Below are 19442 nucleotides of genomic sequence, written 5' to 3'. Positions count from 1 at the left end.
TCTTTTACCGAAAGGTAAAAGATTAATCTAAAGGGTGCAAGTCCCTTATGGGCAGGGGTGACGCCTTGAACCATTAGTAAGCCGCAAGGTTGCCAACTGCGAAGTTGGGACTGAAGGAAGCGGGACTACAAACCCTGGTGCTGACGAACAGGAACCGGATATGAGGCTACAAGGTTGGATGAGCAAGCACATCATTGTGATGTCCTAAACATTTCTTTCGAAATGAATACCGAAGTAGTAGATCCGGCAGGAATCAGGGGAAAGAAGATGTTCTTACCTGGGGAGATCTCCATAGCCACGGGATGGCTTGATGGAGAAGTCAGCCGAAGTCATAGTAGCCGGTCACCTGATAAGCCGGTGAAGGACTGAACGATAATGGTCTTTAATGAACCTTGGAGTTATTTTATGTTACGGATAGCCTTCCGGTAGAATAATAGCCTTCGATCAAGCGAGACAACAAATTTGTTTTAGTATTAATGATTAAAGAATTAACAAGTAAAAAGAACCTAAACCAAGCCTTCCGTCAGGTGTATCGCAACAAAGGAGCAGCAGGTATAGATAACGTCCAAATAACAGGACTCCAATCTATTCTAAAAGCTCACGGTAAACAATACGCCCGGCAGATAGAACGAGGGGAATATCAGGTGGCTCCAATACTGGGAGTTGAAATACCAAAAAGCAACGGGAAGAAACGTTTACTCGGTATTCCCACGGTTGTCGACAGGGTATTTCAGCAAGCATTACATCAGGTTTTGCAACCAGTATTTGAGCCAGCCTTTCAAAATTATAGTTATGGATTCAGACCAAACCGCAATGCCCATCAAGCCGTTGCACAGAGCCTTGAAAATATCAATTCTGGCTACCAAAACATCGTCGATATTGATTTAAAGAGCTTCTTTGATGAAGTGGCCCACGATGTACTGTTAGACTTGATATTCAAAAAGGTAAAATGCCGGGCTACTTTAAAGTTATTGCGGTCATTTTTAAGAGCTCCGATACAAATTAACGACAAGTTGCATAAACGCAGGAAAGGAGTCCCGCAAGGTTCTCCCTTAAGTCCTTTGCTCTCCAATATTCTGCTCAATGAGCTGGATAAAGAACTGGAAAAGCGAGGACACCGCTATGTAAGATATGCCGATGATTTTAGTATTTACGTTCGAAGTAAACCCGCTGCGAAACGCGTAGGTAATAGTATCTACAAATTTCTCCGGGACAAACTCCGGCTTCCAATCAATAGGGAGAAAAGTGGCATACGTAAACCTTTAACCTTTAAGGTATTGGGATTTGGTTTTGTACCAACCTACAAGAAAGGAGAAAAGGCCAAATACCAGCTTGTGGCAGAAGCGTCAAAATGGGAAATATTTAAGTCAAAACTTAAATATATTACCAAAAAGACAATTCCTGCAAGCTTTGAAGAACGTATCCACAGCATCAACTTATTGTTAAGGGGCTGGATCAATTACTTTAAACCGGCATCCATTCAGGGAAAGCTTAAGAAGCTGGAAGAATGGCTAAGGAATCGTTTACGGTATTGCATCTGGCATCACTGGAAAAAGCCCGAACGAAAACGGAAAAACCTTATTCGATTGGGTATTAATCCAGATCAAGCCTATGCCTGGAGTCGCACCCGAATGGGCGGCTGGGCTGTAGCCCAGAGTCCTATCTTGCGTACCACTATTACCATAAAACGCTTAAAAATGAAAGGTTATGTTGGTTTAATCGAATACTATAATCGATAAGTTTCATTATCGAACCGCCGTATACGAGACCCGTACGTATGGTGGTGTGAGAGGCGCACTCCGTCAATTAACGGCGGAGCCGTCTACTCGATTGGCAGCTGTGCGTTTAAAGATAAAATTCTAAACCAAAACCGAAACCAACTCCATCGAAGGTATACCTATTTGTAGGTCTTCTTGAATTAGAAAATGTTTTAAATAAAGTTTGATGTGTATATAAGCCTTTAAAATATAGAGTGATATGTTCAACCAAAGGAATGTAATAACCTAAATCCGCTCTTAAATAAAATCCTTTTTTATCTAAATTTCCTAGATGAGTTCCAATTCTTCCAGAAAATGATGCAAAACCTTTTTTCGGATTTTTCACTGGAAATGGGGTTAATTCAATAAATACGGGAAAATATTCGATAGTTTCATTTTCTAATAAAATCTTTTCTGAACCAATTCCTGCTCCAAATCCAATGATAGATTTATAATTTAATGACGCTGAAATTTCAAGACCATAAATTCTAGAGTTATTTCCAATTTCATAATCAGGGTTTCTATCAGATGGATAATTTTCAAATGGAACCATAATTGCCGTAAATTGTGGTTTAATTCCAATTTCAATGTTGTCGGTAGATTCATTTTCTTTAGGATCATCTAAATCTTGAGCATAAGCCGAATTATAAAGGAAAAAATAGAGGATTCCGATAAGTAAGTGTGCTCGATAAATTTTAATCATATATTTATTTTCAATCTAAATTTTTTTTGCCGCATTGCTGCCAACGTCTCGTATAAAAACAGTGCGAGCTGGCGAGCTTGATTGTCCGCAGGACAATCAGGCGTTGCAAGCGAGCACGAAACTTCGATTCGAGAATAAATTAAGCATTGTTTTTATATGTTGTTACCAACTTTAGCGACGCGACCGAGTAAGGGCAAAACGAACAGTAATTTTTTGTGTCATTTTTCAAGTCGGTCACCAAACTTTTTTAATTTTCCCTATCACCAGAAGTCCAATTCCAATTCCTATACTTGCTCCAATCCAAAATCCGTTCAAATCCATTAAAAAATGTGCTGCCAAGCCAAAAAGAAGGATAACTAACCCTGTTATTCGAACTTTATTCATTTCTATTAGTTTTTTTATTTGTTACTCCATAGGTCAAGGATGCAGATAATATAAACGCTGGTATTATAAATATTGAAATTACAGTCTGTGGCTCTATCCATTCATACTGTCCGATTATTATTGCAGAGAATAAAATCACGTTTAAAATATAGAATCCTATTTTATTAATTTTCATTCCAATTTGGTTTTATTTTTTTTCAGGAGCTATTGTTGGTAACGTCTCGTATAAAAACTTTGCGAGCGGGCGAGCTTGATTGTCCGCAGGACAATCAGGCGTTGCAAGCGAGCACGGAGTTTCGATTCCAAACAAATTAAGCATTGTTTTTATATGTTGTTAGCAAACGTTTCTTGTTTTATTGCGATTATTCTAATCCTTTTATAGTCTGCAAACCATTTCCCGTCAATTAAACATTTTTCTTTTATATTTTCTTGTACTTCATTTTTAATTTCCTCAATATGATTATTGGTGACTCCGAAGAAAAAACTCCCTGCAAACATTGAAATCCAATCCTTTATTCCAGAATTCTCGTCTGCAAGTTCTGTCGGTCGATCATAATGCTCTGCGAAAAGCACCCTGAAACCAGCCGATTCAAGTTCAGTTGAATATTCACCTATTGATGGGAAATACCATAAATCCAAATTAGATTGTTTTATATAACCTCTGTTTCGCAAAGAATCTCTCAATTGCTGCACTATAGTTTGCACATTTCCTTTTCCTCCAAATTCAACCACAACTTTTCCAGTCGGCTTCAGATTTTCATACATACATTTTACTGCACTCTTATAGTCTTTTACCCAATGAAGTGCTGCGTTTGAAAAAATCGAGTCAAATTTTTTATCGAAACTAAAATTTCCGGCATCTGCAACCTGAAATTTAACATCAGGGAATTTTAATTTGGCATCTGCAATCATCTCATCAGATTTATCAATGCCCACTGCTTCTTTTGCTAGTTCGTTTATTTTAAAAGTCAATTGTCCAGATCCACACCCTAAATCCAAAATCCGTTCATTATTTTTTGGATCGAGCAATTTTATCAGATTTTCTCCGTAATGATAAACGAATGAATGTTTATCATTATACAGTTCGGGTTTCCATTTTGATATTGTATCGTTCATTTTTATTAATGTTTGCTAACGTCTCGTATAAAAACTGTGCGGCGATTGCCAGCGTTGATTTTCCGTAGGAAAAATCAGGCGTAGCAAAAAACGCACATAGTTCCGATTTGAGACTAAATTAAAGCATTGTTTTTATATAATGTTAGTGGCAGTTTCTTTATCTGATTTCTCTGGCTTTTTGCATTGTCTCTTCAGTGTGCTCAGTCAAAATTCCGGGAACAAATTTTTCTCTGGGCGTCCCGTTTATATGATATAGTCTTTCGGTAGGAAACTGAAAACCTATCTTAGTTTCACTCAGTTGAAAATTTGAAATAGCACCGAGGAGTCCTGCCATTTGAGTTCCAATAATTTTCGCTCGTTTCATTCCATCAAAACCAATTGCCATACCTTCTCCCATACTTCCGGTCCAATGTCCTACAAGTATATAAACCTTACCTTTGTAGACATCTTTTCTTGGTGTCACATATTCCATCCAATGTCTCTTAGTTTGGTATTCTTTTTCATCAAACTCGTGAATTTGATAAGGAAGAAGTTTGTTAGTAAATCTTCCCATTACAGCTCGTGCAACGGTTGTATTTCCTCCTCCCGGCGTTTCGGTCAAATCAATGATTAGATTTTGATAATGAAGTAAACTATCAAGTGTTTGGTCAAACGCTGCAATCAGATTATTGTTCCCTAAGGAATTGTTGATTTTGATATACGCAGTGCTGTTATTAAAAATTTTGCTATATAACAATTCATCCCTATTTCTGTATGAAATCGGACAATATGTTTTTTCCATCCCTTTTTCAAATACTGTAACTTCCCTCTCCGTATCGTGTGTGCCCGCAAAGAGCATATCAAGAGCATACTGATACATTTCTTGAGTGGGTTCGTCCGTAAATATTGGAAGGAATTTTGTCAATTGACCTTGAATGGGTTTACCGTTGAAAAGTTTGACTTCCATTCCGATTTTTAGACCCGATAAGTCTGCACCAAAGCCTTTTCGCAAATCCTTTATGTAATATTTATTACCTGATTTTTCAACATAGATATCCGAACCCGAAGGGATTAACCTATTGGATGATTTTAAGTTTGTATTTAGTGAGGAATGACCGTTATGAAGTTCATTTAAAACGCTTTCTAAAAACTGAATAAATTCATAGTCATTTGATACTTTTGCAGCTTTCGGTTCGTAAATTTCCCTGACCTTCTCCCAATCAATGTCTTGCTGATCTAAATATGCGTAATGATTATCGATGTCTGTCCAAATTTCAATAAAGTCTTTTTGATAATTAGTTTGTGAAAAAAGCGTATTTGTTGCAAATAGTAAAACAAGAAAAATGTAGTTGATAAAAAGTTTTATCTTCATAGGTAAATTTGGTTATTAAATTGCCACTAACGTCCCGTATAAAAACTGTGCGAGCGGGCGAGCGTGATTGTCCGCAGGACAATCCGCTATGCAAGCGAACACGGGGTTTCGATTCAAGAACAAATTGAGCATTGTTTTTAGCATCAATGAAAAAGCAGTAATCGAGTATCTTTAATATTCACCATAAAAACTAAAGATATGGAATCCCGAGTTACTGCCTTACCAAAGTTATTCATAGGAATTGACATCCACAAGAGGAGCTGGAAAATACACTGCAGCACCGATCTTTTTGCCGGTAAATCTTTTACTATGCCACCGGAGCCTGAGAAGTTACGGGAATATGTTCAAAAACATTTTCCGGACCACGAAGTCTCCACTGCCTATGAAGCGGGTTGTTGTGGTTATGCTGCTCATCGTAGTTTTGTAAATTTTGGCTGGAGATCCCTGGTGGTAAATCCGGCCGATATTCAACGAAAGGGAAAAGAACGATACACCAAAACCGATAGAATCGATGCCCAGCTCATTAGCAGAGAACTCAAAGACGGTCGTCTTGAGAGTATCATAGTTCCCGATATAGAACGGGAAGAACTCCGTAGCCTTTTCCGACGCCGTAATGAACTGGTTAAAGACTTCAGACGTGTCAAATCTGTAATTAAAATGCAGTTGCTCTATTATGGAGTCAAAGTTCCTCCTGAGTTTGATAATGATCACTGGAGCCACGATTTTCGTCATTGGGTAGATAGCCAAAAGTTTGTTTTTGGTACTGCAAGGGAATGTATGGCCAGTAAGATGCGTAATTTTCGTTTTATTGATAAGGAACTTCGAGATGTATCGAGCCAGTTAAGAGCTTATTGCCGTAAACATTTTAAGCAGGATTTCTATCTACTAAGGAGCATTCCTGGTATTGGAGGAATTGTAGCAGTTGGAATCATCGCTGAACTGGGTGATCTAAGGCGATTTAGCAGCTTAAAACATTTGGCAGGTTATGTTGGTTTGGCTCCCAGCATATATCAAAGTGGAGTTAATTCAAAATCAATGGGGATGAACCCCAGGTGTCACAGACTAATCCGATCATATTTTGTGGAAGCTGCATGGCAGGCAATTAGAACAGATCCTGTAATGCAGGCTTATTATCGCCAGCACCTGGGCAAAGACGTCAAAAAAATAATAGTAAAAGTGGCTCACAAATTACTGAGCCGAACTTTAGCAGTGATTAAAACTAAAACTCCTTATGAAATTGGAGTGATATCATAATCTATAACTCATGACCAAGCTCAAAATATTAAAAGTCTATACCACAAAACAATATAGGTGGCCATTTCAGGATCACATTTTTTAGCTAGTGGATAGACTTAATTAACCAATCATAATGATGCTGGTGGCACTCATTAGAAGTGACCACATATAGGATGCGGAGCAGGTTATTTTGCATTGAATTCTAACTGAAGCAAAGCTTCAATCAGAATTAAACGCGTTAAAATATATATAGGAATGAAATAAGAAAAATTAAAATATTAAATTTGAGAGAGCAGGTTATTGCTTTTCATAGGATATATTGTTGGCAACTGGCTTTATTTCAGTGTTTTTATCGATTCATCAAAAAGTTCTTTATCAGCTGGTGAAACATTTAGATAGCCAATAAACTCTTCACCTACTTTTATTTCTTTCCAAAAAAGTCCATTGTCCTGTTGTCCGTGAACAATTGTATCTTTTTTCTTATTCAAAAGATCAAATCCCAGCCAACCTATAGTTTCATAGTTCTTGAAATTTGGAGTTGCGATAGCGTCATCATTGGTATAATAAATTATTGAAGAGTCCGCATAAACAACTCTAAATCCGTGTCCGTGCCCTCCGAATTCTTGGAGTATTGTCTTTTCGTTTTCCTCAAGATCGGGTACTCGAATCGTGTAGGTTTTTCTAATTCCAGTATCTTCTGGTTTAAAAACTATTTTTTCTTTTTCTAATCCGTTATTTATGCTTCCACAGCCAATAATGGTCAGAAGAAATAAAGCGAATATGAAATGTTGTCTTTTCATTTTTCGGAGCTTGTTGCCAACGTTGATCTAACTGCCGTAGTCGCATTTTTGCGGCTATTGCAGTTAGATGGTGTTGTATGCTGTTTATCTTATCTGCCAGGATCAGGTTAACAGAGACTGTTGATTGAAGCGCAAAAATAAAAATACTTCTTTTAAGGTCCGTGCCCCGTTTACATTGTGTTTAGAAGTAGATCTAAACATCCGTGAAATAAGGGGAGGGCTTTTCAAATTGTCCGTATAGCTAAAGTAAAAAATTAAGGGAGTTGCCCCATAGACTATTTCCAAAACTTCAACTACCTTAACCTCAAGTATTAGTAACGTGATAACGTTTGGATAGTTAAAAAACTCTCCACGATCTCATCGCTAAATACTTGGGGACACTACCAAAAAGTATGTCCTTCTCTTTCCTTTAGCTATACCTCCTAAAATCAGCCCAGGATCCTCAAAAGAAGACCATTCGCTGCCAGCAATAGTATACAACGTCTCGTATAAAAACTGTGCGAGCCGGCGAGCGTGATTGTCCGCAGGACGATCAGGCGTTGCAAGCGAGCGCAGAGTTTCGATTCAAGACAATATTTGAGCATTGTTTTTATATATTGTTGTAACGCGTTTTAATTTTTATTGAGAAAGTGTCTATCTTTTTTATACTCTTCAATTTTTTCACGGTCGGGATTAAATTTCCGATCAATATTGATCAATGTTAGAAGAATGACTGGCGCCCTATAAACAATTTTTTGAAAATCGGATTCCCTAACATTCGTGATCAGTTTTTTGTTCAATTTTAAATTCTCAAAACCGCTTTCCATTATTTTGTTTTGTAGTTCCCCTTGTTTATAGATCTGTTGCTCTTTATTTGAGGAGGAAACTTTATATGGGCATTGGTTGAATATTATATCATTGGCAAGAAAAAGATGAAATGGAAAGTTGTTGTCTAAGTATTCTATATTTTCCTTGTAAAATTCTTCTATCTTTTCAGATTCTGGAGAAATGTTACCAAACAAATTCTGATAATCTTTCCTTTTGTTATCTTTTAAAACTCCCTTTTCCAACATCCTCTCTTCCATCTCAACCATAATTTTATAAAAATCAGTGCTCTCTGGTCTTAAATCTTTAAGTTCTTGTTTTATACAACTTTGCAGGTCTTTTTCTATTTCCTTTTCTTGAGCAGAGCAGGAGGCAATGAATAATATGGCTAAAGAGATTAGGAGTTTTGTTTTTATCATATTTTTCTGTCAGATAATAATCAGCTTTTGTGTTTTTGTAAATGCGTTACAACGTCTCGTATAAAAACAGTGCACCTGGCAAGCTTGATTGTCCGCATGAAAACCAACGTAGCAAATGAGTACGAAACTTCGATTTGAGACTAACTTAAGCATTGTTTTTATATGCTGTTAGCTACTGTTTTCATTATTCAAATATGTCTTCTTTATTCAAATTATGAATTGAATTTCTTCTTGCCCAAAGATAAAAGATGAAATGTATTAATAGAAAAACACCCCAAATAATAACAACCATAATAGGAACATTTAAGTTTTCATATTTTGAGCCAAATCCAAGTCCAATCCACAATAATGATATCCCATTATGAATTAAATATGTTGTAAGATGAAATCTGAATCCGACATCAAATATTGGTAAGTATTCTCCATCCTTTCTTCCAAAATACCAACCAGATATAAACATTGAAATCCCGTAAATTACTGCGGATAGAGTAATTACAATCCCTAATAGGTTTTCTATTCCGTAACTCAAAGAATATCTAAATAATATAGTTAGTATTGTTACAGTTAGTGCAAATTTCATTAAATCAAGTGTGATGGTTTTCATTGCTCATTTAATTTTAAAATGTTTTTAATTTCTTCTGAATAAAAAAGTTTAATGTTTCTATTCACAAACTGAACGAAAAGTTCGTGTCCTAAATTTGTCAAAGAATAATATTTTCTTTCAGGACCTTTATTTCCTTCTTTTAACTCAAAAGTTAAAACATTAATATGTTCATATTTTCTTAATGCTCTATATAAGCTTTGTTCTTCGCAACTTATTGTTCCGTTCGATTTCTTTTCAATGAAACTTTTAATTTCATCGACGTATTTTCGGCTTTCTTGAAGTGCCATAAAAATCCAAAGTGTCAATTGACCTTTCTTATATGTGTTTTCCCAAGAAAACAATAGTTCATTTAAATTGTCCTCACTTTTCATTGTTTTCTGTTTGTATTATACAACTTGAATAATACAAATGTAGTAATATTTTTTATTTTGACAAATAGATATAAAACTCTAAGGATTTATCAACAAATTGTAGCTAACGTCTCGTATAAAAACTGTGCTGCATATAAGCAATGATTTTACCTTAGGAAAAACCAGGCGTAGCAAAAACGCACATAGTTTCGGTTTGAGACTAAATTAAAGCATTGTTTTTATATTTTGTTGTGAGACGTCTTCAAATCCGCAAGCCGAAACTTCCAAATTTGCTAAAAAAAGCGCCACTTGCGGCTGAGTGATTTTATAACACGTAGCTTTTTTTCTTCCCGAGAGAAACTACAATTACCGATAAAACGCCTTTTTTTAAAGTTCTTACGAGCCAATGCAGAAATGGCTTCAAATAGATTTTAAAATAAATAGCTATTGCCGATTTACCCGTCATTTGCTAATTAAACGACCAAAGATTGAAAAACAAAAATCACCGGCTTTCTCTATTTTCAATCTTTTCCCTAAAAATCCTCTCGATGACTCACAACGTCTCGTATAAAAACTGTGCTGCATATAAGCAATGATTTTACCTTAGGAAAAACCAGGCGTAGCAAAAACGCACATAGTTTCGGTTTGAGACTAAATTAAAGCATTGTTTTTATATTTTGTGTGTGCCCAGCATGGGCATCTTTTCTTTTACCGAAAGGTAAAAGATTAATCTAAAGGGTGCAAGTCCCTTATGGGCAGGGGTGACGCCTTGAACCATTAGTAAGCCGCAAGGTTGCCAACTGCGAAGTTGGGACTGAAGGAAGCGGGACTACAAACCCTGGTGCTGACGAACAGGAACCGGATATGAGGCTACAAGGTTGGATGAGCAAGCACATCATTGTGATGTCCTAAACATTTCTTTCGAAATGAATACCGAAGTAGTAGATCCGGCAGGAATCAGGGGAAAGAAGATGTTCTTACCTGGGGAGATCTCCATAGCCACGGGATGGCTTGATGGAGAAGTCAGCCGAAGTCATAGTAGCCGGTCACCTGATAAGCCGGTGAAGGACTGAACGATAATGGTCTTTAATGAACCTTGGAGTTATTTTATGTTACGGATAGCCTTCCGGTAGAATAATAGCCTTCGATCAAGCGAGACAACAAATTTGTTTTAGTATTAATGATTAAAGAATTAACAAGTAAAAAGAACCTAAACCAAGCCTTCCGTCAGGTGTATCGCAACAAAGGAGCAGCAGGTATAGATAACGTCCAAATAACAGGACTCCAATCTATTCTAAAAGCTCACGGTAAACAATACGCCCGGCAGATAGAACGAGGGGAATATCAGGTGGCTCCAATACTGGGAGTTGAAATACCAAAAAGCAACGGGAAGAAACGTTTACTCGGTATTCCCACGGTTGTCGACAGGGTATTTCAGCAAGCATTACATCAGGTTTTGCAACCAGTATTTGAGCCAGCCTTTCAAAATTATAGTTATGGATTCAGACCAAACCGCAATGCCCATCAAGCCGTTGCACAGAGCCTTGAAAATATCAATTCTGGCTACCAAAACATCGTCGATATTGATTTAAAGAGCTTCTTTGATGAAGTGGCCCACGATGTACTGTTAGACTTGATATTCAAAAAGGTAAAATGCCGGGCTACTTTAAAGTTATTGCGGTCATTTTTAAGAGCTCCGATACAAATTAACGACAAGTTGCATAAACGCAGGAAAGGAGTCCCGCAAGGTTCTCCCTTAAGTCCTTTGCTCTCCAATATTCTGCTCAATGAGCTGGATAAAGAACTGGAAAAGCGAGGACACCGCTATGTAAGATATGCCGATGATTTTAGTATTTACGTTCGAAGTAAACCCGCTGCGAAACGCGTAGGTAATAGTATCTACAAATTTCTCCGGGACAAACTCCGGCTTCCAATCAATAGGGAGAAAAGTGGCATACGTAAACCTTTAACCTTTAAGGTATTGGGATTTGGTTTTGTACCAACCTACAAGAAAGGAGAAAAGGCCAAATACCAGCTTGTGGCAGAAGCGTCAAAATGGGAAATATTTAAGTCAAAACTTAAATATATTACCAAAAAGACAATTCCTGCAAGCTTTGAAGAACGTATCCACAGCATCAACTTATTGTTAAGGGGCTGGATCAATTACTTTAAACCGGCATCCATTCAGGGAAAGCTTAAGAAGCTGGAAGAATGGCTAAGGAATCGTTTACGGTATTGCATCTGGCATCACTGGAAAAAGCCCGAACGAAAACGGAAAAACCTTATTCGATTGGGTATTAATCCAGATCAAGCCTATGCCTGGAGTCGCACCCGAATGGGCGGCTGGGCTGTAGCCCAGAGTCCTATCTTGCGTACCACTATTACCATAAAACGCTTAAAAATGAAAGGTTATGTTGGTTTAATCGAATACTATAATCGATAAGTTTCATTATCGAACCGCCGTATACGAGACCCGTACGTATGGTGGTGTGAGAGGCGCACTCCGTCAATTAACGGCGGAGCCGTCTACTCGATTGTGAGACGTCTTCAAATCCGCAAGCCGAAACTTCCAAATTTGCTAAAAAAAGCGCCACTTGCGGCTGAGTGATTTTATAACACGTAGCTTTTTTTCTTCCCGAGAGAAACTACAATTACCGATAAAACGCCTTTTTTTAAAGTTCTTACGAGCCAATGCAGAAATGGCTTCAAATAGATTTTAAAATAAATAGCTATTGCCGATTTACCCGTCATTTGCTAATTAAACGACCAAAGATTGAAAAACAAAAATCACCGGCTTTCTCTATTTTCAATCTTTTCCCTAAAAATCCTCTCGATGACTCACAACGTTGATCTAACTGCCGTAGTCGCATTTTTGCGGCTATTGCAGTTAGATGGTGTTGTATGCTGTTTATCTTATCTGCCAGGATCAGGTTAACAGAGACTGTTGATTGAAGCGCAAAAATAAAAATACTTCTTTTAAGGTCCGTGCCCCGTTTACATTGTGTTTAGAAGTAGATCTAAACATCCGTGAAATAAGGGGAGGGCTTTTCAAATTGTCCGTATAGCTAAAGTAAAAAATTAAGGGAGTTGCCCCATAGACTATTTCCAAAACTTCAACTACCTTAACCTCAAGTATTAGTAACGTGATAACGTTTGGATAGTTAAAAAACTCTCCACGATCTCATCGCTAAATACTTGGGGACACTACCAAAAAGTATGTCCTTCTCTTTCCTTTAGCTATACCTCCTAAAATCAGCCCAGGATCCTCAAAAGAAGACCATTCGCTGCCAGCAATAGTATACAACGTTGATCTAACTGCCGTAGTCGCATTTTTGCGGCTATTGCAGTTAGATGGTGTTGTATGCTGTTTATCTTATCTGCTAGGATCAGGTTAACAGGGACTGTTGATTGAAGCGCAAAAATAAAAAGACTTCTTTTAAGGTCCGTGCCCCGGTTACATTGTGTTTAGAAGTAGATCTAAACATCCGTGAAATAAGGGGAGGGCTTTTCAAATTGTCCGTATAGCTAAAGTAAAAAATTAAGGGAGTTGCCCCATAGACTATTTCCAAAACTTCAACTACCTTAACCTCAAGTATTAGTAACGTGATAACGTTTGGATAGTTAAAAAACTCTCCACGATCTCATCGCTAAATACTTGGGGACACTACCAAAAAGTATGTCCTTCTCTTTCCTTTAGCTATACCTCCTAAAATCAGCCCAGGATCCTCAAAAGAAGACCATTCGCTGCCAGCAATAGTATACAACGTTGATCTAACTGCCGTAGTCGCATTTTTGCGGCTATTGCAGTTAGATGGTGTTGTATGCTGTTTATCTTATCTGCCAGGATCAGGTTAACAGAGACTGTTGATTGAAGCGCAAAAATAAAAATACTTCTTTTAAGGTCCGTGCCCCGTTTACATTGTGTTTAGAAGTAGATCTAAACATCCGTGAAATAAGGGGAGGGCTTTTCAAATTGTCCGTATAGCTAAAGTAAAAAATTAAGGGAGTTGCCCCATAGACTATTTCCAAAACTTCAACTACCTTAACCTCAAGTATTAGTAACGTGATAACGTTTGGATAGTTAAAAAACTCTCCACGATCTCATCGCTAAATACTTGGGGACACTACCAAAAAGTATGTCCTTCTCTTTCCTTTAGCTATACCTCCTAAAATCAGCCCAGGATCCTCAAAAGAAGACCATTCGCTGCCAGCAATAGTATACAACGTTGATCTAACTGCCGTAGTCGCATTTTTGCGGCTATTGCAGTTAGATGGTGTTGTATGCTGTTTATCTTATCTGCCAGGATCAGGTTAACAGAGACTGTTGATTGAAGCGCAAAAATAAAAATACTTCTTTTAAGGTCCGTGCCCCGTTTACATTGTGTTTAGAAGTAGATCTAAACATCCGTGAAATAAGGGGAGGGCTTTTCAAATTGTCCGTATAGCTAAAGTAAAAAATTAAGGGAGTTGCCCCATAGACTATTTCCAAAACTTCAACTACCTTAACCTCAAGTATTAGTAACGTGATAACGTTTGGATAGTTAAAAAACTCTCCACGATCTCATCGCTAAATACTTGGGGACACTACCAAAAAGTATGTCCTTCTCTTTCCTTTAGCTATACCTCCTAAAATCAGCCCAGGATCCTCAAAAGAAGACCATTCGCTGCCAGCAATAGTATACAACGTTGATCTAACTGCCGTAGTCGCATTTTTGCGGCTATTGCAGTTAGATGGTGTTGTATGCTGTTTATCTTATCTGCCAGGATCAGGTTAACAGAGACTGTTGATTGAAGCGCAAAAATAAAAATACTTCTTTTAAGGTCCGTGCCCCGTTTACATTGTGTTTAGAAGTAGATCTAAACATCCGTGAAATAAGGGGAGGGCTTTTCAAATTGTCCGTATAGCTAAAGTAAAAAATTAAGGGAGTTGCCCCATAGACTATTTCCAAAACTTCAACTACCTTAACCTCAAGTATTAGTAACGTGATAACGTTTGGATAGTTAAAAAACTCTCCACGATCTCATCGCTAAATACTTGGGGACACTACCAAAAAGTATGTCCTTCTCTTTCCTTTAGCTATACCTCCTAAAATCAGCCCAGGATCCTCAAAAGAAGACCATTCGCTGCCAGCAATAGTATACAACGTTGATCTAACTGCCGTAGTCGCATTTTTGCGGCTATTGCAGTTAGATGGTGTTGTATGCTGTTTATCTTATCTGCCAGGATCAGGTTAACAGAGACTGTTGATTGAAGCGCAAAAATAAAAATACTTCTTTTAAGGTCCGTGCCCCGTTTACATTGTGTTTAGAAGTAGATCTAAACATCCGTGAAATAAGGGGAGGGCTTTTCAAATTGTCCGTATAGCTAAAGTAAAAAATTAAGGGAGTTGCCCCATAGACTATTTCCAAAACTTCAACTACCTTAACCTCAAGTATTAGTAACGTGATAACGTTTGGATAGTTAAAAAACTCTCCACGATCTCATCGCTAAATACTTGGGGACACTACCAAAAAGTATGTCCTTCTCTTTCCTTTAGCTATACCTCCTAAAATCAGCCCAGGATCCTCAAAAGAAGACCATTCGCTGCCAGCAATAGTATACAACGTACGTATAAATGCAGTATTACATTTATATCTATTATGTCTTTACATGACTAATCTAATGGATTTTTAATCTTAAAAAAAATATTTGTAGCCACGTGCGTGTAAATTTCTGTTGTTTTGGTGCTTCTATGCCCAAGGAGTACCTGGATATATCGTAAATCGGTTCCACTCTCTAAAAGATGGGTTGCAAAGGAATGTCGTAACATATGGGGTGTCACCCGCTTCTTGATCTTCGCTTTTTTCGCAGCATTCTTTACTATACTCGAAACACTTTCGGGACTATAGGCTTTCCTGCCAGGGCCTTCAAACAAAAAATTAGTCGGTCGCCATTCTTTATAGTATTTTCGTAAATCACCAAGTAGTTTTTCGCTTAAGATTGTAAACCTATCTTTATTTCCTTTGCCCGATCTTACCTTAATCACCATTCTCTTACTATCTATATCTTCCAGTTTTAAATTTAAGAGCTCAATTCTTCTTAAACCGGCCGAATAAAGCAAACTTACTATACATCGGTGTTTAATGTTATTAGTATGCTCAATAATAGCCATTATTTCCTCTTTTGCCAGGACCTTCGGCAGTTGTTCTATAGGTCTGGGACGTTCTATGGCATAAAACCTATTGGGCATTTCCAGTACCACTTCATAATAGAATTTAATAGCATTAATGGCCTGGTTAATATAGGAATGTGAAAAGTCCTCTCGTATCAATTTCTGAAGATACAATCTTATATCTTCTTCGTTCAAATCCTTTATCTCCCTGTCACTGTAATGATTTATGAATGTTTCGAAACAAGAAACATAGGTTTTGATCGTGCTATTGGCATACCTCTTTAATTCTAACTTTCTAAGGTAACTTCCAGGGCAATATCGCTTTCCACTTACCTCTTCCCTATTTTGCAGTTGTTGAACGTTCACAGGTTCTTCCTCGCGTCCAAAACTTGCCTTGGAATAAAAATGATTGCAATTGATCCAGGCAACACCACGAAAGGTCTTAAAAACAAGCTCCAGGTTAGCCGGTGTGTTTAAGATATAATTCATGCGAAACTTCTCACTCCACTGTACATCGGGTAAGTTGTCCACCATAACCTGCACTACTTTATCGGTAAAGAATTTTAACCCTATACATTTTTCTTTATCAATGATTAAATTCTTTAGAGTAATATACTTCCTATCCATATGGCCTGCGCATTTATTGGTATATAAATGTAAACAGACTTAAACCCTAAAACGTTTATTATCCGTATATTATACGACTAAAACGGCTTTATAATTATGGAAACTGAAAAACATTGTCTGGCCTGTAATAAAAAACTGGAAGGCCGTCCAGATAAAAAGTTTTGCGATCCCTATTGTAAAAGTGCCTGGCATTATCAAAAAACCAAAGAAGGAGCTGCCGGATTCTATGCAAAAGTAGACCGTCAATTAAAAACCAATCGAAGGATTTTAAAAAGCTTCAACAAAGCAGGGAAAGCCACGGTTAGAGCTGACATTTTAAAACAACACGGCTTCGATCCTAATTACTTTACGCACTATTGGAAAAACAGCAAGAAGGAAGTTTATCTCTTTGTATATGAATTTGGTTTTCTAACCCGGTATGAAAACGGAAAAAAGAAATATGTTCTTGTAACCTGGCAAAACTATATGGAGAAAACTACTTAACCTTTATGCCTATATATCAAAATTCATCCTGGTTATTCTCTTTCTTAAAGCATAAATCTTAATCAAAAAATTACATGGCTTCGCCACCGTCACTCCCTTGGTCTTTCTTTTAAGCAATTACGAATTACTTACAGCTATCAACCTCAAATTGCCTTAAATTTAATTCGAGATAGCTTTAAAAATAATCAATGTATAAAGTAAAATTGGTGGTTAATTAAATGAGTAGGGATTCCAAATTTAAAAAATATCTAATTCTAGGTTTATATTACTATCTATAGTTATTAACAAGATATTAAGAATAAAATAGAGAATTGAATAATTTTTGGAGTTAAATGAGGGGTTTTCATTCCATTCAGCACTTTAGTCTTACGTACCTCCAGGCTAAAGAGCCTCATTCACTGGCACCGGACACAAGCGAAAAATCTTCACCTTCCATTTCGCTTATTCCGCAAAAACGGCGGAATGCTTCATTCTCGGTTCTGGTTTTCCACTTAAGTCCTCAAATTGGATTCCATTATTAATTTAATTCCGCTTCCTGCTCCTTCCCTACTCTTCCATTTACCTATTTGAAGTATTCTCGGCCTTCACTGCCACTACCTTTTTCTGTAATGCAAAATACCAAGATTTAGAAGTTAGTCCGCACTGCATAAAGCCAGTCCCTGCGCTCCCTTTTTATAAGTCCTCCCTAATTCTAAATCTTGAAAATGTATCAGCATCAGAAAAAGGTAACAGTGAAGGCGCTACGGGAAGTAAATCGAATAACGGAAAAATGAAATCATATAAAATCCACAAAAAGGAAACGGAATTAAAAAAATCAAAAAAGGAAAACGCTCAGGATACAATAAGTAAATCAGTTAAAAATCAATTATAAACCTTTAAATCTTTTAGTTATGAAAACGCTTAGAAACACAGTACAGTTAATTGGAAACGTTGGGGAAGATCCTAAATCCCACAGGTTTGAAAATGGTATGTTGGTTTGCCGATTCTCTTTGGCCACCAATGAACAATTTTTTAAAGACGGAGAGAAAATTCAGGAAACACAATGGCACCAGCTTGTAGCCTGGAGTAAGCAGGCAGAACTTGCCAGTAAGTATATCGCTAAGGGAAAGGAAATTGCTATTAATGGCAAATTAACCTATCGCTCGTATAACAATGAAGCTGGAGAAAAACAGTACATCACCGAAATTCTGGTAAATGAGATCCTTTTATTGGGTAACTCCGCAAAGGATAGTTAAATCAAAAAACAAAGAGGGCGTCATCGTCGAAAAGTGCGCCCTCTTTCATTATCTAACTTTAAACAAATCAATAATGGAAACCAAAGTTAATGAAATTGCAATAAGTTACAGCGGAAGTATTAAAACAAAATTGCTTCCCAAAATATCTTCTTCCCGTGATGCCGCCAACCTTCTTTTTGAGCATTGGGATAAACAAAACATTGAACTTTTTGAAAGTTTTAAAATGCTGCTTCTTAATAATTCCAATAAGGTAAAAGGTATTTACACCCTCTCTACAGGAGGCATCACCGGAACTTTAGTAGATATAAGAATCGTATTCGCAGTAGTTCTAAAGTCTGTAACTACTTCTATAATTTTAGCACATAACCATCCCTCGGGAACGCTGCAACCCAGCCAACCCGATAAACTCTTAACGGAAAAGATCAAAAAAGCAGGGGAACTTTTTGATATTAAGGTATTGGATCATTTAATACTAACTCCCGATGGGGATTACTTCAGCTTTGCCGATGAAGGCATTTTATAACAGGAAATAATTAGTTTCTAAAACGGGATATGATTTTCATAATCCCGTTTTTCATTTTACAGAATTCTCAATTATTCTTCCAATTCTCTACAGTTAATTTTAAAGATTTTTCTTTTCCAATCATAAAAAATGGGATTCAGTTTCTCACTAATTAAAGCGCTATTAAATTCAATTTAAAAGTTGAAATTTTTGTCCCTGCGGGACGAAAAGGTAGAGCAAGAGGGTAACGGGCAGAGCCACGTTAAGAATTACCTTTTAAAACACAACAATCTGTTTTACAGTTGTTTAAATAATTTTATTCAAGGCGCAAAATTAAAAAGAAGCTGTTTTATTACTAAAAACCCTTGAAACCCATTGAAAAATGGTAGAAATTTTACTAAAAAATGGATGAAGAATATAAAAAAGAGAAGTTCGAGACTCTTAAGATCAAGACTTCCGTAGCCAAAAAATTTAGAAGGTTCAGCCGGGCTTTATCTAAATCTCAATCAATGACATTATTATCGAGGGTCGAATTTTTTGAAATGAATAGTATTTCTCCCAATGAAATGATGGGTCCAAAAATGGAGACTCTGGAAAACCTTGTCAAAAAAAGAATAAATGCAGTAATCGCAATTTTGAAAGATATAGAGAAGAATAAAGTAAACCCCACTTTAGGCATTTTGGAATCTTTAATGGAAGCTGCAGATCCCAAAAATAACTACGAAAATCGGATAAGGGACTATGAGGAAGACGATATTCATCCTGATTTTTATAAATAAAACCCCTGGTTAAAATTGCAGGTTTTATTTCGGTTATTTCTTTTCCAACACCTTACCTTTTGCTACGAAAGCACCAAGCTTTGAAATTAACCGGACCGCATAAACCGGCAGGCTATTTATAGCTCCTCTATAATTTCAAA

17 protein-coding genes are annotated in these 19442 nt (G+C 37.0%); 7 read left to right on the top strand and 10 right to left on the bottom strand.

Features of this window, described 5'->3' with window-relative positions; genetic code table 11:
• Positions 1-476 precede the first annotated feature (476 nt).
• Positions 477-1739 carry a group II intron reverse transcriptase/maturase gene (gene ltrA, locus FG27_RS14465; protein ID WP_037314197.1) on the top strand — a complete coding sequence of 421 codons (1263 nt, stop codon included), beginning with the start codon at positions 477-479 and terminating at the stop codon, positions 1737-1739.
• A gap of 106 nt (positions 1740-1845) precedes the next feature.
• On the opposite strand, the gene FG27_RS14460 is transcribed toward ltrA (FG27_RS14465), so the two are convergent.
• The 5 genes from FG27_RS14460 to FG27_RS14450 all read right to left on the bottom strand — a co-directional run bounded on the left by FG27_RS14460 (position 1846) and on the right by FG27_RS14450 (position 5311).
• A complete protein-coding gene (locus tag FG27_RS14460) occupies positions 1846-2460 on the bottom strand; it encodes a hypothetical protein (protein WP_037320348.1) in 615 nt (204 codons plus the stop codon).
• 234 nt (positions 2461-2694) lie between these two features.
• The gene (locus FG27_RS19150) at positions 2695-2844 is read right to left on the bottom strand and encodes a hypothetical protein (protein WP_156101238.1); all 150 of its coding nucleotides are present in this window, start codon (positions 2842-2844) and stop codon (positions 2695-2697) included.
• Positions 2837-3019: a hypothetical protein gene (locus FG27_RS19145; RefSeq protein WP_156101237.1), complete on the bottom strand. Its 183-nt coding sequence runs from the start codon at positions 3017-3019 to the stop codon at positions 2837-2839. Before FG27_RS19145 ends, FG27_RS19150 begins: the two co-directional genes overlap by 8 nt.
• 149 nt (positions 3020-3168) lie before the next feature.
• The gene (locus FG27_RS14455; protein WP_037320346.1) at positions 3169-3960 is read right to left on the bottom strand and encodes a trans-aconitate 2-methyltransferase; all 792 of its coding nucleotides are present in this window, start codon (positions 3958-3960) and stop codon (positions 3169-3171) included.
• A gap of 157 nt (positions 3961-4117) precedes the next feature.
• Positions 4118-5311, bottom strand: coding sequence for a S41 family peptidase (locus tag FG27_RS14450; RefSeq protein ID WP_037320344.1), 1194 nt, complete (start codon positions 5309-5311; stop codon positions 4118-4120).
• Positions 5312-5509: 198 nt separating this feature from the next.
• Here FG27_RS14450 and FG27_RS14445 point away from each other — a divergent pair, with 198 nt between their 5' ends.
• Complete coding sequence (locus FG27_RS14445; RefSeq protein WP_037320342.1) at positions 5510-6565, top strand: IS110 family transposase; 1056 nt, start codon at positions 5510-5512, stop codon at positions 6563-6565.
• Between the two features lie 317 nt (positions 6566-6882).
• Here FG27_RS14445 and FG27_RS14440 read toward each other — a convergent pair whose 3' ends face one another.
• The 4 genes from FG27_RS14440 to FG27_RS14425 all read right to left on the bottom strand — a co-directional run bounded on the left by FG27_RS14440 (position 6883) and on the right by FG27_RS14425 (position 9545).
• Positions 6883-7347 carry a hypothetical protein gene (locus FG27_RS14440; protein WP_037320339.1) on the bottom strand — a complete coding sequence of 155 codons (465 nt, stop codon included), beginning with the start codon at positions 7345-7347 and terminating at the stop codon, positions 6883-6885.
• A 611-nt stretch (positions 7348-7958) separates the two neighbouring features.
• Positions 7959-8570, bottom strand: coding sequence for a hypothetical protein (locus tag FG27_RS14435; RefSeq protein WP_037320337.1), 612 nt, complete (start codon positions 8568-8570; stop codon positions 7959-7961).
• A gap of 184 nt (positions 8571-8754) precedes the next feature.
• A complete protein-coding gene (locus FG27_RS14430; RefSeq protein ID WP_037320335.1) occupies positions 8755-9174 on the bottom strand; it encodes a hypothetical protein in 420 nt (139 codons plus the stop codon).
• The gene (locus FG27_RS14425; RefSeq protein WP_037320333.1) at positions 9171-9545 is read right to left on the bottom strand and encodes a PadR family transcriptional regulator; all 375 of its coding nucleotides are present in this window, start codon (positions 9543-9545) and stop codon (positions 9171-9173) included. The genes FG27_RS14430 and FG27_RS14425 overlap by 4 nt, the downstream gene beginning before the upstream one ends.
• Before the next feature lie 1159 nt (positions 9546-10704).
• Between FG27_RS14425 and ltrA (FG27_RS14420) the strand changes: the two genes are divergently transcribed.
• Positions 10705-11967, top strand: coding sequence for a group II intron reverse transcriptase/maturase (ltrA, locus tag FG27_RS14420; protein ID WP_037314197.1), 1263 nt, complete (start codon positions 10705-10707; stop codon positions 11965-11967).
• A gap of 3211 nt (positions 11968-15178) precedes the next feature.
• On the opposite strand, the gene xerA is transcribed toward ltrA (FG27_RS14420), so the two are convergent.
• Positions 15179-16303, bottom strand: coding sequence for a site-specific tyrosine recombinase/integron integrase (xerA, locus tag FG27_RS14415; RefSeq protein WP_051935867.1), 1125 nt, complete (start codon positions 16301-16303; stop codon positions 15179-15181).
• A 96-nt stretch (positions 16304-16399) separates the two neighbouring features.
• Here xerA and FG27_RS14410 point away from each other — a divergent pair, with 96 nt between their 5' ends.
• From FG27_RS14410 to FG27_RS14395, 4 genes are all read left to right on the top strand, one after another.
• Complete coding sequence (locus FG27_RS14410) at positions 16400-16786, top strand: hypothetical protein (RefSeq protein ID WP_037320331.1); 387 nt, start codon at positions 16400-16402, stop codon at positions 16784-16786.
• 890 nt (positions 16787-17676) lie between these two features.
• Positions 17677-18021 (top strand): single-stranded DNA-binding protein, encoded by a 345-nt coding sequence (locus FG27_RS14405; protein WP_037320329.1) that lies wholly within the window; start codon positions 17677-17679, stop codon positions 18019-18021.
• A 73-nt stretch (positions 18022-18094) separates the two neighbouring features.
• On the top strand, positions 18095-18544 hold the full coding sequence (locus tag FG27_RS14400) for a RadC family protein (protein WP_037320327.1): 450 nt from the start codon (positions 18095-18097) through the stop codon (positions 18542-18544).
• A 383-nt stretch (positions 18545-18927) separates the two neighbouring features.
• Positions 18928-19302, top strand: coding sequence for a BfmA/BtgA family mobilization protein (locus FG27_RS14395; protein ID WP_051935866.1), 375 nt, complete (start codon positions 18928-18930; stop codon positions 19300-19302).
• Positions 19303-19442 lie beyond the last annotated feature (140 nt).

Source organism: Salegentibacter sp. Hel_I_6 (assembly GCF_000745315.1).
GTDB lineage: Bacteria > Bacteroidota > Bacteroidia > Flavobacteriales > Flavobacteriaceae > Salegentibacter.
The sequence above is the reverse complement of the archived record's forward strand: the minus strand, read 5'-3'. Positions and strand labels throughout refer to the sequence as shown.